Origin of the sequence: Sorangium sp. So ce1153 (assembly GCF_051521595.1) — a bacterium.
GTDB lineage: Bacteria > Myxococcota_A > Polyangia > Polyangiales > Polyangiaceae > Sorangium.
Window position 1 is genome coordinate 13,882,644 of record NZ_CP150361.1, and the last position, 15,093, is coordinate 13,897,736.

Genomic DNA, 15,093 nt, shown 5'->3' on the forward strand with positions numbered 1-15,093 from the left:
CCACGCATGCGTGGCGACGACAGAGCAAGTCGAGGGCGCGCCGCCTCTTCCCGGCGCGCTCGAGTCGTGGTCTTCTCGCGGCCGGAGCGGCGGTCTCGCTGCGCCTGTGTGCGGGCGCCCTCGCCCGCGGGAGCTCGATGGTGCGAGGTGCTTTGATGGGTAGACGTGCTCTGCGATCGAAGGCGCTGCTGGGGAGTCTGGCCTCGGCGCTCGCAGCCGCCGGGGTCATGGCCGGCGGCTGCACCGAGCGCTTCATCCTCGTCTGCGACGATCCGAGGACGCCCCAGGAAGAGCTGTGCAGCACCCTCGTCGACAAGTACCGGGCAGAGCGCTGCGAGGAGGCTGGCCCGGGCGCCGAGGGCTGCGAGGATGCAGGCGTGCCCGGCGAGCCCGACCCGCCGGATCAGCCCGGCGCGCCGGGAGACGACGAGGGCAGCGGCGACGCGAGCTCCTGCCGGGGACAGTGCGTGCCCGGCAGGCCGCTCGGGTGGTTCGAGCCGCTGTTGCTCTGGTTCGGGTCGCCCGGCGAGGCGGCGCCGGAGTGCCCGCCTCAGGCGCCGGTGCTGGGCTTCGAGGGCCATCGAGACCTCCTGGTCGAGCCGCACCGGTGCGCGGCGTGCGCCTGCGATCCGCCGGACGCCACGTGCGAGCTGCCCGAGGCGTGGGGCGCCTACGACACGCGGGCGTGCGACGCCGCTCCCGCCGCGGAGCGGACGTCCTTTGCGGCGCCCGAGGGCTGGGACGGCGCGTGCACGGCGGAGAGCGCGATCGCGGCCGGGGAAGCCTGCGCGGGTGGGCCGTGCGCGCAGTCGCTCGAGATCCCGGCGCCGCGCGTGGTGGCCGGGACGTGCTCGCCAAGGCGCGCGGAGGCGCCGCCGGCGCCGCCCGCCGTCGCCTGGGCGACGTACGCCAGGGCGTGCGTCGGCACCGCGATCGGGCGGTGCGCCGATCCCGGGGCGGCCTGCGCGCCGGCACCGCTGGAGGGCAACAGCGCGCCGCCGGGCGGGTTCCTGACCTGCATCATCCATCACGGCGAGGTCGAGGAATGCCCGTCGTTCTCGCCCTACAGCGAGCATCACGTCTTCTACGAGGACGCGGAGGACACACGCGCCTGCACGGACTGCACGTGCGGCGACGCGACCGGCGGGGAGTGCAGCATCCTCGCGTCGGCCTACAGCGACGGCAGGTGCTCCCAGGTCGTGATCAGCGCGCGGGTGTCGTCCGAGGCGCCGTTCTGCGGCGCGGTCGCGCGCGGGACGGCGCTCGGGAGCAAGTCGGCCAGCGTGGTCGAGATCGCGCCGGGGACCTGCGCGCCGGGCGGCGGGGAGCCGACGGGCGGTGTCGCGCCGCGCGCGGCGATGACCTTCTGCTGTCTACCAGAGGAGTAGCTCTGTCAGAGGAGTAGCTCTGTAGAGGAGTAGCCCTGAGCCCGGTTGTGCTCGTGCGCCGTGTGGAGCGAGCGCCTGGCCGAAGGCGGCACAACACCAGGATGAGGAGCGCGCGGCCGCACGGAGGAAGCGGGGCAGGACCTCATGCGACGGGCTCGCTGTGAAGCAGCGGTGCCGTGCACCGCGACGGAGGAGCGAATGCGTGGAAATTCGATGTATCTGTCCGTAAGGCGCTGTCCTGGCGAGCGTCGGGCACGTGGCGTGCGGAGCTGAGAGGAAGCCAGGCGAGGGGGCCAGAGCGGCTTCCCTGCGCGTGGTGGGTGTGGTCTGCTCGCGCTCGGAGCAGCGGCTGCGGTGCGTGTCCTTGCCCCCAACCGGGCGCTGTGCTCGAAGCCGGGAGATCCTTCGATGAATACGCGGAATCTGCGATGGATGATGCTGGTCGTGGGCGGCGTCCTGCCCGCCTTGCTCGTGGCCGGTATCGTCGGCGGCGGCTGTACCGATGACGCCCGCTGGTACACTTGTGACGACGATAGCCCGCCGGCGATCGACAACAAGCCCTGCTACGATGCCGGCCCGGACGCGAATGTCTGCGATGAGGACGGCGGCTGCAACGATGCCGGGACCGGTGGAGGGGACGAGGGGACCGGTGGTGGAGGCGAGCAGGAGGGTGGGGGGGACGGCATCGGCGGCGGCATGTCGTCCCTCTGCGCGGGGCAGTGCGTGCCGAAGGAGCCGCCCGGCTGGTTCGAGCCGCTGCTGCTCTGGCTGGGCCCGCCGGACAGGGTGCCGGACTGTCCAGCCACGGCGCCGGTCCCGGGTGACGAGCTCCACGCGGATCTCGTGGTGGAGCCATACCGGTGCGCGGCCTGCGCCTGTGATCCGCCGGAGACCTCGTGCGAGCTGCCGGCGGCGTGGAGCGCCGTTGACGCGCCGTGCCCGGGCGATCCCGGAGCGCAGCGGACGTCGTTCGCGGCCCCCGAGGCGTGGGACGGCACCTGCACCACGGCGAATGCGATCCCGGCCGGGCAGGCGTGCGCCGGTGGGCCGTGCACGCAGTCGCTCGATCTCCCGGCGCCGCGGGTGATCGCGGGCGCGTGCTCGCCGTCGGTCGTGGAGGAACCCGCGCAGGAGCCGCAGGGCGGCTTCCGCTGGGCAACCGCCGCCAAGACGTGCGCTGGCGTCGTTGCGTACGCTCCGTGCGGCGAGTCGGGGATGAGGTGCTCGCCGGCGCCGCCGGAGGGCGCCGCCGCGCCGCCGGAGGGCTTCCTGACCTGCATCATGCACCACGAAGGGGAGCACGAGTGCCCGCCGACGTATCCGTCACGGCACATCGCCTACGAGGGCGCGGAGGACTCGCGCGGGTGCTCGGCCTGCACCTGCGGCGAGCCGAGCGGGGGAGCCTGCAGCGTGTGGGTCTCCGCGTTCAGCGACGCGGAGTGCTCGACCGGCGTTGTCAGCGTGCTGATGCGGTCCGACTCGTCCTTCTGCGGCGCGATCGCCCCCGGCACGGCGCTCGGGAGCAAGTCGGCGGTCGTCGTCGACCTCGATCCGGGGAGCTGCACGGCGGTCGGCGGAGAGCTGATCGGAGAGGTCGCGCCGCGCGGGCCGGTCACGTTCTGCTGCCTCGACCGGCAGCCGCAGCAGCCGGCACCACCTCGCGCGCGGGACCCCGAACTCGGATAGGTTCCCCCTGACCAGGGCGGCGATGAGCGAAGCCAAGAGGCTGTGGGAGAGGAGCGCCGTGGCCTTCGAGGTTTTCTCGACCGCGCAGTCCTCGCGGGGATGGCATTCCTGCGAGCAGCATCGCTCGGTGAGCGTGGTGCGCTGCTCAGAATGACGCGACGAAGCGCAACGTGACGACGCCCGAAGCCGTACCGGCGAACGCCGCTTCACCGTCGTTTACCCAGAGGCGCGGCCGCCGGACGTTGACCAGCAGGTCCGCAGTGAGCTGTGCGGCAAGGCGGGACGACAAGGGGGCCTCAGCGCCTGCCCGAAGCCCAAGCCCTGCGTACAGCCGCGTGTCCGGGGAGGTCGCCTTCGCGCGCAGGGAGTATCGGAGCTGTCCGGCAGTGACGACGCCGCAGCCGAAGAACCAGGCCTCGTGAAGGCAGGGGACCACGGATCCGCCGAGCCATGACGTGTCGACGAACATGTCGGGGCGGGGCGCGGTGGTGACCGGGAGATCGCCGCGCGCCTCGATCAGGAGCGACGCGTCGGGCCAGCGGAGCCCGACGAAGCCGGAGAAGCCGATGGACACGCCCGGGGCGAAGCCCGCGGCGAGCACGGGGCCGGCGCCGAGCTGAAGCCTGGGTCGCACGGAAGGCGGGACAGCGGGCGGCGCTGCGCGCGCTGGCCCAGGGGCACGGCGAGGCGGCGGGGGAGGAGCCGCGCGCGCCCGCGGAGAGGCAGGCGGCTGCGACGCGGGAGCGGCGTGCGGCGGCTCGGGTGTCGCATCGGCCGGAGCCGGCGCGTCAGGCGAGTTCGCCGTCGGGAGCGCACGCATCGCGATGCTGATCGAGAGGGTGATGTCGTCGACGAGCGCGCGGCAGTCAGCGGCCGTGCGCTCCTGCCGGCCGCGCGGCTCGCCGCGGCCGTCGAACAGCGCGATCTCGGCCTTGAGATCGCGCGCTCGGGGCGTGATGACCACCTCGACCCGCCATGCGCCGTCCGGCGAGAACGGGTCGACGCCGCCAAGCCGCGTCGCGACGGCGTTGCGGAAGCCCTCTTCCTCGGGACACGCCGCGGCGCCGGGATCGCGCGCGTAGGAGAGCCGCACCCCGCCCGGCAGCGCCTCGCCGGCGGCAGCCACGGCCGCAGCGAGCGAGAGCGCGGCGGCGAAGGGCCCGGCGAGGACGTGACTGGGCCGCAGCGTGCGCAAGCGGGGGTCTATTTACGGGAGAAGCTCTCGTCGTGGAACCCCCGGATACGCGCTCCGGGACGCTGCGCCCGGTTCGACGGCCACGAGTGGCCATGAGGGATCGAGGCGCTCGTGCCAGCGGGCGGGGGCGCCTACCGAGCGGCCTCCTCGAGCCGCGCGATATCAATCTTCTTCATCTGCATCATCGCTTGCATAACCCGCGCCGCCTTGGCCGGCTCCGGGTGCTGGAGCAGCCGCGGCAGCGCCGACGGGACGATCTGCCAGGAAAGGCCGAACCTGTCCTTGAGCCACCCGCACTGGCTCTCGGCGCCGCCGTCGGCCGTGAGCTTGGTCCAGAGCTCGTCGACCTCGGCTTGCGTCTCGCAGGTGACGGCGAGCGAGATGGCCTCGTTGAACTTGAAGTGCGGGCCGCCGTTCATGGCGACGAACCGCTGGCCCTCGATCTCGAACTCGACGGTCAGGAGCGAGCCCTTGGGCCCCGGTCCCGCGTCTCCGTTGCGGAGCTCGTCGACGACCCGCGAGTTCTTGAAGAGGGACGTGTAGAGCCGCACCGCCTCCTCGGCGTTGTTGTCGAACCAGAGGAACGTCTTGATCTTCTGCGTGGTGGCCATGGTCGGAGCTCCTTGCCGGGTAGAGCCCGGCGGTGGGATGGGGCGGCGGGGTCATCGCGACCTCGCCTCGCCTGGATGTCGGAGCTCGACGCGCCGGCTCGACATGCCGGCGAAGTTTTTTTTGGGGCCCGCTCCTCGGGGCGGCGCTGGCCGGATGGTGGCTCACCGCAGCAGCGTGCGGGCGAGGGACTCAGCCGGAAGCTGGCATGTCCGCGATTCCAGCGCTGCGCCCGGCCACCCGCCGCGGTCCCACGCCGGCCGGTGGCTGGGTGACGGGGCGATGCGCCGGGTGAGGAAGGCGTGCGGCCCGTGGCGATGCGGGCGGGGCGATCAGGAGGCCATCAGGAACTGACCGGGTCGAGGAGAGCACTGGCGTCGGGGATGACCACGGCGCGGCGCAGCCAGCGGTCGAGCTCGGTCATGTCGGTGCTCGCGAGCACGCGCTCGCGGACCTCCGGGGGGATCTCCAGGCCGCGCGCTTCGAGCACCTTCAGCACGTCGTTCGCGGCCGCTTCGCGCTGCCCCTCCAGCAGCCCCTCCTGTCGCCCCTTGGCCACGTAGCTGCGCGCGAAATCGCTCTGGAACTCGTATCCGCTCTTCATCTTTTCCTCCAGACTCCGCCTCGCTGCCTCGTTGAGAGAGGATAGCACCACATCGAGGTACAGGTCCTGCCGCTCCTGATCCAGCCCGGCAGCGGCCGTCAGGGCAGCCACCGCGATCGTCAGGCCGGCTGCGCTCTGCCCGTGCGCCATGACCGAGAGCACCGCGACCTCGGGCCGCGCCCTGGCGTCGGCCAGGTCGGTCACGACTGGGACGGCGCTGGGGCCGAGCACGTAAGGCCTGAGCACCCAGTCGGGCGGGCCCAGGTCGATCGGCTCAGCGCTCCAGATGGCGATCGCCTGGTCGGTGGTCGCGACCAGCAAGCAGGCCCGGCACCGGTAGCGCGCGCGCACGCCGACGAGGTAGGAGGGCCAGGCGTACTCCTTGTCAGGATCGCGACCGAGCTGCGCCTCTACAACGATCGCGAGCACGGGGCGGCCGTCGAGCAAGAGCACCACGAGATCCGCGCGGTGCTCGACAGGGACGATCTCGGTCAGATCGGCCGGCTCGATGCGCGCCTCGGTGAACCGGGGCACCGGCGCTCCGAGGGTGTCGCGGAGCACCTCGGCCGCGAGCGCCGGCCGGTTGCGGAAGAGGTGCAGCAGGGCTTCATGGATCATCGACGGCATGGAGAGGTCCTCTCGCCCGGGCCAGCAGAGAGAGCATTTCACGACCGCGTGCCTGCCCACGGGGGCGGCGCCGTGAAGAAGTGGCTGGCTCCTGTCTTATTGTTACGGACAGCAGGAGCGACTGATTTGTGTTTGTGTGCTTCGTGTGGAGGCGCAGCGCCTGGTTGTGCAGCGAAGCGAGCGCGGAGTCGCCTGAGCCGGCGTATGCCGGGGCAGAGCGCGGCCAATGGTTGTGCGGGCAGGGGGCAGGACAGGACGTCAGGAGGTGGCCGAGTCGAGGAGAGCCCTGGCCTCGGTATCAAGATGATTCCAGTGACATCCAGCATCTCGTGTCGAAATCGGCCGTCACGTGAATAGAGAAGGCGCGATGGAACGGGATCCCCCAGGGATGTCGGACTGCCGGATTCGCCACGCTGCCGACCGGCCGGCTGACTCCCCGCTAGCGCGCCGCGTCCCCCGCTCCCATCACCTCACGCCGCATCCCACGCCCGCCGCAGCGCCGCCGTCCGCGCGTGCTCCGGCACCCGCTCCACGAAGCTCGCCCGCCACGCCGGATCCGCGATCTTCCCCGCCCGCTCCGCGAGCCGCGCCTCGGCCTCCGCCAGCGACGCCCGCGCCCCCTCCCGGTCGCCGGTCGCCCAGAGCGCCTCCGCGTGGACGGCGCGCACCAGCACCTCCCCCTCCTCCAACTGCCCGATCTCCTTCAGGATCTCCGCCGCCCGCCCCGCCTCCGCGAGCGCCTCGGCCCGCCGCCCGGCCGCGAGCAGCGCGTCGGCCAGCGTCGCCAGCGCGTACGGCAAGAGCGGCTTCGCGACCTCCAGCATCTCCACCGCGCGGCGCGCCTCCGCCTCCGCCCCCGCGACGTCGCCTGCCGACAGGAGGATGCCGGCCAGGTACGCGCGCGACGCCCCCTCCATCCGCGGCTCCCGCATCGCCGCGAACGACCGCACCGCCTCGGCCTCCACCGCCCGCGCCTCCGCGAGCTCGCCGAGGCGCCCGAGCGCCACCCCGAGGTTCTGCCGCGCCGAGGCCGCGATGTTGCGCAGCCCCATCCGCTCCGCGTCCGACAGCGACGCCCGCAGCAGCGCCGCCGCCTCGCCGTACGCGCCGAGCTCGTTGCACGCGAAGCCCGCGTTCGCGCGCTGCCCGCACGCGCCCCGCAGGTCCCCGGACCTGTCGAAGCACGCGATCGCCTCCTCCAGCCGCGCCCGGTGCCGGTTGAGATCCCCCTCCACGAACAGCGCCGCCGCCGCCCGGCTCCACGCGATCGTCCCGGCGATCTGCGGATCCCCGGCGAACCGGTCCGCCACCGGCCCGACCCGCGCCATCAGCGCCCCCGCGTCGGCGTACCGGCCCGTCAGGAACAGCAGCGCCGCCGCCCACGCCACCGCCGCCACCTGCGCCGGCTCGGGCGCGTCGTCGGACCAGCGCGCCAGCAGCGCCGCCAGCAGCGCCGGCACCCGCTCCGGGCGGTTCAGCTTCAGCGCGGCCGTCGTCGCCACCTTCAGCGCCGCGTACCAGCCCGGGCTGCCCTCGCGCAGCAGCGCCAGCGCCTCCGTCGCCCAGAGCTCCGCGTCCTCGAGCTCGCCGCGGAACCGGTGCGCCTCGGCCCGCAGGAGCGACACCGCCCCGAGCAGCTCGCCCGCCGCGCCGCAGCGGATCGCGCGGTCCGCCGAGCGGACCACCCCGCCGAGATCGTTGCCCGCCAGCGCCTGCTCCGCCGCCCGGACGTAGCAGCCCGCCGCCCGGCCGCGCTCCCCGCCGCGCTCGAAGTGCTCGGCCAGCACCGCCGCGTCGTGCTCGCCCGCGGCCTCGAGCCAGCCGCCCGAGAGCCGGTGGCCGAGCGCGCGGTCCTCGTCGGTCAGCATGTCGTAGGCGGCCTCGCGCACGAGCGCGTGGCGGAAGGCGTACTCGGCCTCGTCCTTCAGGCTCGACTCGGGGCGGCGCGCGATCCACTCGCGCGCCGAGAGGCCCGACAGCTGCGCGTCGAGCGCGGGGGCGCGGCCCTCGCCGCCGAGCAGCGCCTGGACCGCGCCCCGCCAGAACACCTGGCCGAGCACCGACGCCGCGCGCAGCACCCGCCGCTCCTCGGGCGCGAGCCCCTCGAGCCGCGACTGCACCATCGCGAGCACCGTGTCGGGCAGGTGGTCGCCGCGCCCCTCGGCCACGGCGCGCACGAGCTCCTCCAGGAAGAAGGCGTTCCCCGCGGCGCGCGCCACGACGCGCGCGACCGTGGCGTCGTCCGCCGCGGCGCCGAGCACCTCGCGCACGAGCCGCTCGCACGGCCGCTGCGGCAGCGCGCCGAGGCGCATCGTCATGGCCTCGGCGTCGGCCCAGAGCCGCGGGAAGAGCTCGTCGACCTCGGGCCGGGCGAAGCCCACCACGAAGAGCGGCCGGCCCGGGAGCAGCCGGAGCGCCGCGCCGACGTACTCCAGCGACGGCTGGTCGCCCCAGTGCAGGTCCTCGAGCAGCAGCACCACCGGCTGCGCCCGGCACTCGGCGTCGAGGAAGTCGACGAACGCGCGGCGCAGCTGGTCGCCCATCAGCACCGGATCGCGCCGCGCGGCGCGGAGCTGCACGCTCTCCTCGTCCGGGAACGGCGTCCCCACCATCGCCCCGAGGAACTCGGCCACGCGGGCGCGCTCCCCCTCGGCCACGCGGCGCGCCACGCGGTCCTCGAGCTTCTGCCGCCGCGCCTCGATCGGCTCGCCGTCCTGCACCCTCGCGCACCTCCGGACGACCTGCCCGAGCAGCCCGAACGGCGCGCCCGCCCGCATCGGCTCGCCGCGGCCGAGCCAGACCTCGGCCGGCGCGCCGCCGTGCTCCGCGCGCTCCACGCGGTCCTCGAGCTCCTTGCGCAGCCGCGACTTCCCGACGCCCGCGCCCCCGGTCACGAGGACGGCGCGGGCGACCGGCTGGTCGACGCACTCGACGAAGAGGTCCTCCAGCGCGCGCAGCTCGCGGTCCCGCCCCACGAACGGCGTCCGCTTGCCGAGCAGGGTGCGCGCCGCCTCGGGCGCGGCCCGCTCGGCCCGGAGCAGCCCGCCGTCCGCCGCCCGGTCGACCTCGAAGCGGCCCTCGAGCAGCCCCGCCGTCAGCGCGTCGACGCGGATCACCGGGGCCGCCCCGCCCGCCGCGCGGGCGCGCCGCGCTTCCTCGACGAGGAGGGCGGCGCGGTCGATCGCCTCGCCGGCGGACGAGCGCCCGCGCACCCGGCCGCGCCCCGTCGCCAGCGCGATCGGCGCCCCCGGCAGGAGCGCCCGCATCGCGAGCGCGCAGCGGGCGGCCTGGCCGGCGTGGTCCGTCGCGGTCCCGCCGGTGGACGAGGGCCGCTGGCCCTCGTGCGCGCCCGCGCCCGCGCTCCGGGGCGCGCCCAGGAACGTCGCCATCCACGTCCCGTCGGCGAGGCGATCGAGCTCCCCGCCGTGATCGGCGACGAGGGCGCCCAGCGCGACCTCCTTGCCGTCCGGCGCCGGGACCACAGGCACCTCCGCGACGAGGGTCCACGTCGACGGGTCGACCACGGGCTGGCGGAGCCCGGGCGGCTCCCGGGTCTCCGCGACCCCGCGCGGCGCCGCCGCTGCTCCGGCGTCCCCCGCGCCGGCCCCGCCGCCCGCCCCCTCCTCGTCGCCCTCGCCGCCGGCGAGCAGCACCGACAGGAACCGCTGCTCGCCCGCCGTCAGCGCCGGCCTCGCGCGGCTCTCGGGCGCCCGGAGCGCGGCTTGCTCAGGCGTGCGCGGGGTGAGCGGGCCCAGCGCCTCGAGCTCGGCGAGGAGCGCCGCGCCGCCCGCGGGCCGCCGCGCGGGCTCCCGGCTCAGCATGCGCTCGACGAGCGCGTCGATGTCGCCGGGCACGTCAGGCCGCTCGTCGCGCACCCGCGGAGGCGACGCGAGCAGCAGCTTCGCCAGCACCGCCATCGGGTTGCCCCCCGCGTAGGCCGGCTGGCCCGTGAGGCACTCGAAGAGCACGCACCCGAGGGCGAACACGTCGGCGCGCGCGTCGAGGTCGGCGCTCCCGCGCGCCTGCTCCGGGGCCATGTACCCGAGCGTACCCACCGCGGAGTTCGTGCGCGTGACGACCGCGGTGACGCTCTGCGGCCGGGCGATGCCGAAGTCGATGAGCCTCGCCAGCTCGACGCGCCCGTCGCAGAGGAAGATGTTGCTCGGCTTGATGTCGCGGTGGACGACGCCGAGCGCGTGCACCGCCGCGAGCGCGCCGGCCATGCGCTGGACCAGCGTGAGGCTCTCGGCGACGGTGAGCTCGGCGCGCGCGAGGTGGGCGGCGAGGTCCTCGCCGTCGAGCCACTCCATCACGAGGTACGGCCGCGAGGCCCCGGTGACGCCGTGCGCGATGTACCGGACGACCGCCGGATCCCGGAGCTGGTCGAGGATCCTCGCCTCGCGCGCGAAGCGCGAGAGGTCGGCCTCCTGGCCGTTGAAGAGGACCTTCACCGCCACGGGCGCGCCCGTCTCGAGGTCCACGGCGCGGTAGAGGGCGCCCATGCCGCCCGCGCCCGCCTGGCGCTCGAGCTCGAAGCGGCCCGCGATCCGCTGCCCGGGCGTCATCGCCTGCGCGTATCACGGCGCCTTTTGCGCGCGAAGATCCTCGGCGCGGCGCGCGATCCCGTCGCGCCGAGGATGTTCGCGCGCGTCGCGATCGTGCGCCCGATCTCACCGATCCGCCGGGGAGCTCCGTCATGACCGCGCGCCGGGATCCGCCGGCCCAATTCTTCACATCGCCCCGTCGCCCTGTGGGGTATCTCTCCTGGCGCAGATCCCGAACCCGAGGAGAATTCTTGTATGTACGGTAGAATCATCGCTGGGCTGAGCTGCCTTGGCCTCCTGGCCGCGTGCAGCGAGGAGTCCGGCGTGCGGCCGGTGCCGGTCGCGCAGGGGGACTATCAGGCCACCATCCGCTGGACGAGCCACGGCGTGCCCCACATCCTCGCCGAGGACCTCGGCAGCATCGGGTTCGGCCTCGCCTACGCGGGCGCGCGCGACTTCGTCTGCACGCTCGCCGACCAGATCGTGAAGGTGCGGAGCGAGCGCGCGAAGACGTTCGGCCCCGGCGAGGGCGACGCCAACATCGACAGCGATTTCAGCTACCTGGCGCTCGGCGTGGCCGAGCGCGGCGAGCGCATGCTGGAGCGCGTGTCCCCCGACGCGCGGGCGCTCCTCGAGGGGTACGCCGCGGGCTACAACCGGTACCTCGAGGAGACCGGCGCGAGCGGCCTGCCCGCCCCCTGCACCGGCGCGGCGTGGGTCAAGCCGGTCAGCCCCGCGGACCTCGCCGCGTACTACATCCACGTGAACATGTTCGCGGGCAGCCTGCAGCTGCTCGACTTCCTCAGCCGCGCCGCGCCGCCGGCGCCGGGCGAGAGGATCGGCGCGCGCGAGCTCGACCTGCCGGACTTCACTCACCTCGGGCTCGGCAGCAACGCCTGGGCGATCGGCCGCGAGCGCGCCGAGGGCGGCCAGGGGATGCTCGTCGCGAACCCGCACTTCCCCTGGGAGGGAGAGCTCAAGTTCCACGAGGCCCACCTCACGATCCCCGGCCAGCTCGACGTGTACGGGGCCGCCCTGACGGGGCTGCCGGTCATCAACATCGGATTCAACGAGCACGTCGCGTGGACGCACACCGTCTCCCCGGCCAAGCACTTCACCGTCTACCGGCTCACGCTCGATCCGGACGACCCGACGACCTACATCCACGAGGGCAAGCCCCGGGCGATGGAGCGCCGCGAGCACACCATCGACGTCCTGTCCGACGACGGCTCGGTCTCGCAGGTGTCGCGCGTGATGTACCGGAGCCACCACGGGCCGATGCTCGGGGCCTCGGTGCTCGCTTGGTCCACGGAGCAGGCGTTCGCCCTGCGGGACGCGAACGAGGACAACGTGACCGCCGTCGACCAGTGGCTCGCGATGGACCGCGCGAAGAGCCTCGACGAGCTCCGGCGCGCGAACGAGGAGCTGCGCGGGATCCCGTTCGTCTTCACGACCTCCGTCAGCGCCGAGGGCGAGGCGTTGCTGATGGACGCCTCGCGCGTGCCGCACCTCAGCGACGCGACGTTGAGCGCCTACGAGAGCGCGCTCCGGCGGGACGGGCTCACCGGCGTGCTCGCGAGCTCCGGCATCGTGCTGCTCGACGGGAGCAAGGAGCGCGACGAGTGGGTGGAGACGCAGGGCGCCGGCGCGCTCGTGCCGTGGGGCGACGTGCCGTCCCTCGCGCGGACCGACTTCGTGATGAACGCCAACGACACGCCGTGGCTCGCGAACCCCGCCGAGCCGCTCGTCGGCTACCCGGCGCTCTTCGGCAAGCGGGGCGATCTCGTCTCGGCGCGCACCCGCATGAACATCGTCCTGCTCACCGAGGAGGGCGAGGACGCCGCCTCCGGCAAGGACGGCCTCTTCTCGCGCGAGGAGCTCACGGAGGCCATCCTGAGCAACCGGGGGCTCACGGCGGAGCGCCTCCGCGCGCAGGTCGTCGAGCGCTGCGACGGCGCGGCCCCGGTGGACGTCGAGGGCGAGGCGGTCGACGTCGCCGACGCGTGCCTCGCGCTCGCGTCGTGGGACGGCCGGCTGGACCTGGACAGCGCCGGCGCGCTCGTGTGGCGCGAGCTGCTCGGCCGGTTCTCGGACCGCGACACGATGGACGCGGGCCGCCTCTACGCGCAGCCGTTCGACCCCGAGGACCCGATCGAGACCCCGCGCGACCTCGTCGAGGCCCCGGCCGAGGGCCCGGACCCGATCCTCGTGGCGCTGGCCCAGGCCACGCTCACGCTCGCGAAGGCGGGGCTCGACCCGAGCACGCCGCTCGGCGACGCGCAGTTCGTGCGCAAGGGCGACGACAACATCCCCATCCACGGCGGGAGCGGCCGGGAAGGGGTGACCAACATCGTGGGCTTCTCCCCGGACTTCCTGAACAGCACCCTCTTGCCCCGGTACGAGGCCAGCGAGCTGATCAACGGGGCGACGGGCCTCACCCCCTCGGGCTACCCGGTCAACTTAGGCTCGAGCTTCATCATGGTCGTCGAGCACACGAGCGACGGGCCCCGCGCCGAGGCGCTGCTCACCTACTCGCAGTCGTCGGACCCCGAGTCGCCCTATTTCGCCGACCAGACCGAGCTGTTCTCGCAGAAGACGTGGCGGCCCGTGCTGTTCACGCAGGAGGCGATCGAGGCCGATCCGGCGCTCGTCGTGAAAGAGGTCAGCGGGCCGCGCTGAGCCGCGCCCGGCGCCCGCGCTGAGCCGCGCCCGGCGCGGGCGCTGGGCCGCGCCCGGCGCCGGCGCCCGCCTCACGCGTCGTCGATCGTCTTCAGGAGCGCGTCGAGCTCGAACGGCTTGCTGATCACCTCGCGCGCGTGCGTCGGCATCGGCTGCTTGATGTTCGACGCGGCGGTCATGATCACGACCGGGATCTCCTCGAGCCCGGGGACCGCGCTGAGCTCGTCGCACACCTTCCAGCCGTTCATCTTCGGCATCATCAGGTCGAGCAGGATCACGCCCGGCCGCGCGCCCTCCGACAGGCGGTCGAGCGCCTCCCGCCCGCTGAAGTAGGGCGTCGCCTCGTACCCGAGCTCGCACAGCGTCTCGGCCAGGGTCGTCGCCAGGTCGACGTCGTCATCGATGATCAGGACAGACTTGCTCATGGGGCAGCGGGAGTTCCACGGTGAAGGTGGAGCCGGCGTCGAGCTCGCTCTGCACGGAGATGCGGCCCCGCATCCTCTCCACGAGCTGGCGCGTCAGCCACAGGCCAAGGCCGAGGCCGCCGTAGTTGCGCACCGAGACGGCGCGCTCGAACTGCTGGAAGATCCGCGCCTGGTCCGCCGCGGCGATCCCGATGCCGTGGTCGCGGACGAGCAGGCGCGCGGCGCTGTCGTCCCGCTCGACGGTGATCTCGACCGGCGCCCCGCGGCCGAACTTCCACGCGTTCGACAGCAGGTTCACCACCACCTGCTCGATGCGGAAGCCGTCGCCCTCGCAGATCACCGGGCCCTCCGCGTGGATCTCGACCTCCGGCGCGACCTCCGCGACGCCGTCGAGGAGCCGATCCACGACCTCGCGCACCGTCTGGGTGAGGTCGACCGGCGCGCGCTCGACCTCGAGCCGGCCGGAGAGGAGCTGCGTGGCGTCGAGCAGCTGCTCGACCAGCTTGAGGAGCTTCCTGCCCTGCCGCTCCAGGTTGCCCAGCTTGGGCGCGACCTCCCGGAGGGGGATCGCCCCCGCCACGCGCTGGAGCCGCTCCAGCGAGGTGATCTGGAGGAGCAGGGTCGCGATCGGCGTCTTCAGCTCGTGGGACGCCACGGCGAGGAAGTTGTCGCGGGCGCGGAGCGCCTCCTGGACGCGCGCCGCGCTCTGGCTGCGCTCGATCGCTATCCCCGCGAGATCGCGGGAGATCTCGATGAGCCCGAGGTCGCGCGAGCTCGGCCCGCGCGGCTCGCGGTAGTAGAAGGCGAACGTGCCCAGGACCTCGCCCTCACCGTCGAGGATGGGCGCGGAGGTGCACGCCCTCAGGCCGTGCGAGAGCGCGAGGTCGCGCGCGCGCTCCCACAGCGGGTCGCGCGCGATGTCCGAGACGATGACGGTCTGCTTGCGGAAGACGGCGGTGCCGCACGAGCCGCTCACGGCGCCGACGCGCAGCCCGTCCACGTCGTGGTTGTACGCTTCCGGCAGGCTGGGCGCCGCGGCCCAGCGCAGGTGGGTCCTCGACCCGTCGACGAGGAGGACGGAGCAGAGCGCGTCGTTCGACTGCGACTCCATGAACCGGATGAGCTCGTCGAGCACGCGGGGGAGCGGCTCGCCGGACGCGACCATCCGGAGGATCCGGTTCTGCCCCTGGAGCAGGGGACCGGCGCCTCGCGCCAGGCGATCGGCGCTGGCGGAGCCGCCTCCCTCGAGCCCCGGCGTCAGGCCGGGATCCATGGGCCTCAACGCTTGCATACGACCCCCGGTGCACTGCGTAGTCGGGAGCCGCGCTGTCGCAAG

Annotated in this window: 9 protein-coding genes; 3 read left to right on the plus strand and 6 right to left on the minus strand. The window is 73.9% G+C overall.

What is annotated here, in order from left to right:
* The first annotated feature begins 155 nt into the window (after window positions 1-155).
* Window positions 156-1,388, plus strand: coding sequence for a hypothetical protein (locus WME85_RS50540; RefSeq protein ID WP_437832700.1), 1,233 nt, complete (start codon window positions 156-158; stop codon window positions 1,386-1,388).
* Window positions 1,389-1,796: 408 nt separating this feature from the next.
* A complete protein-coding gene (locus tag WME85_RS50545) occupies window positions 1,797-3,074 on the plus strand; it encodes a hypothetical protein (RefSeq protein WP_437832702.1) in 1,278 nt (425 codons plus the stop codon).
* A gap of 145 nt (window positions 3,075-3,219) precedes the next feature.
* Here the strand turns inward: WME85_RS50545 and WME85_RS50550 are convergent, their stop codons facing one another.
* The 4 genes from WME85_RS50550 to WME85_RS50565 all read right to left on the minus strand — a co-directional run bounded on the left by WME85_RS50550 (window position 3,220) and on the right by WME85_RS50565 (window position 10,674).
* On the minus strand, window positions 3,220-4,269 hold the full coding sequence (locus WME85_RS50550; protein WP_437832704.1) for a hypothetical protein: 1,050 nt from the start codon (window positions 4,267-4,269) through the stop codon (window positions 3,220-3,222).
* A 131-nt stretch (window positions 4,270-4,400) separates the two neighbouring features.
* On the minus strand, window positions 4,401-4,880 hold the full coding sequence (locus WME85_RS50555) for a VOC family protein (protein ID WP_437832706.1): 480 nt from the start codon (window positions 4,878-4,880) through the stop codon (window positions 4,401-4,403).
* Window positions 4,881-5,221: 341 nt separating this feature from the next.
* Window positions 5,222-6,100, minus strand: coding sequence for a hypothetical protein (locus WME85_RS50560; RefSeq protein WP_437842588.1), 879 nt, complete (start codon window positions 6,098-6,100; stop codon window positions 5,222-5,224).
* 479 nt (window positions 6,101-6,579) lie between these two features.
* Entirely contained in the window at window positions 6,580-10,674 is a 4,095-nt protein-coding gene (locus WME85_RS50565) for a serine/threonine-protein kinase (protein ID WP_437832708.1), read from the minus strand.
* Window positions 10,675-10,908: 234 nt separating this feature from the next.
* Here WME85_RS50565 and WME85_RS50570 point away from each other — a divergent pair, with 234 nt between their 5' ends.
* Window positions 10,909-13,332 (plus strand): acylase, encoded by a 2,424-nt coding sequence (locus tag WME85_RS50570; RefSeq protein WP_437832710.1) that lies wholly within the window; start codon window positions 10,909-10,911, stop codon window positions 13,330-13,332.
* 71 nt (window positions 13,333-13,403) lie between these two features.
* On the opposite strand, the gene WME85_RS50575 is transcribed toward WME85_RS50570, so the two are convergent.
* Together WME85_RS50575 and WME85_RS50580 are read right to left on the minus strand one after the other, a co-directional pair.
* Entirely contained in the window at window positions 13,404-13,757 is a 354-nt protein-coding gene (locus WME85_RS50575) for a response regulator (RefSeq protein ID WP_437832712.1), read from the minus strand.
* Entirely contained in the window at window positions 13,729-15,030 is a 1,302-nt protein-coding gene (locus WME85_RS50580; RefSeq protein ID WP_437832714.1) for a sensor histidine kinase, read from the minus strand. The genes WME85_RS50575 and WME85_RS50580 overlap by 29 nt, the downstream gene beginning before the upstream one ends.
* Window positions 15,031-15,093 lie beyond the last annotated feature (63 nt).

Excerpts from the sequence above, each read along its gene's own strand:
- WME85_RS50540 (WP_437832700.1), top strand. The coding sequence starts at position 156 with ATGGGTAGACGTGCTCTGCGATCGAAGGCGCTGCTGGGGAGTCTGGCC.
- WME85_RS50545 (WP_437832702.1), top strand. The coding sequence starts at position 1,797 with ATGAATACGCGGAATCTGCGATGGATGATGCTGGTCGTGGGCGGCGTC.
- WME85_RS50555 (WP_437832706.1), bottom strand. The coding sequence starts at position 4,880 with ATGGCCACCACGCAGAAGATCAAGACGTTCCTCTGGTTCGACAACAAC.
- WME85_RS50560 (WP_437842588.1), bottom strand. The coding sequence starts at position 6,100 with ATGATCCATGAAGCCCTGCTGCACCTCTTCCGCAACCGGCCGGCGCTC.
- WME85_RS50565 (WP_437832708.1), bottom strand. The coding sequence starts at position 10,674 with ATGACGCCCGGGCAGCGGATCGCGGGCCGCTTCGAGCTCGAGCGCCAG.
- WME85_RS50570 (WP_437832710.1), top strand. The coding sequence starts at position 10,909 with ATGTACGGTAGAATCATCGCTGGGCTGAGCTGCCTTGGCCTCCTGGCC.
- WME85_RS50575 (WP_437832712.1), bottom strand. The coding sequence starts at position 13,757 with ATGAGCAAGTCTGTCCTGATCATCGATGACGACGTCGACCTGGCGACG.
- WME85_RS50580 (WP_437832714.1), bottom strand. The coding sequence starts at position 15,030 with ATGGATCCCGGCCTGACGCCGGGGCTCGAGGGAGGCGGCTCCGCCAGC.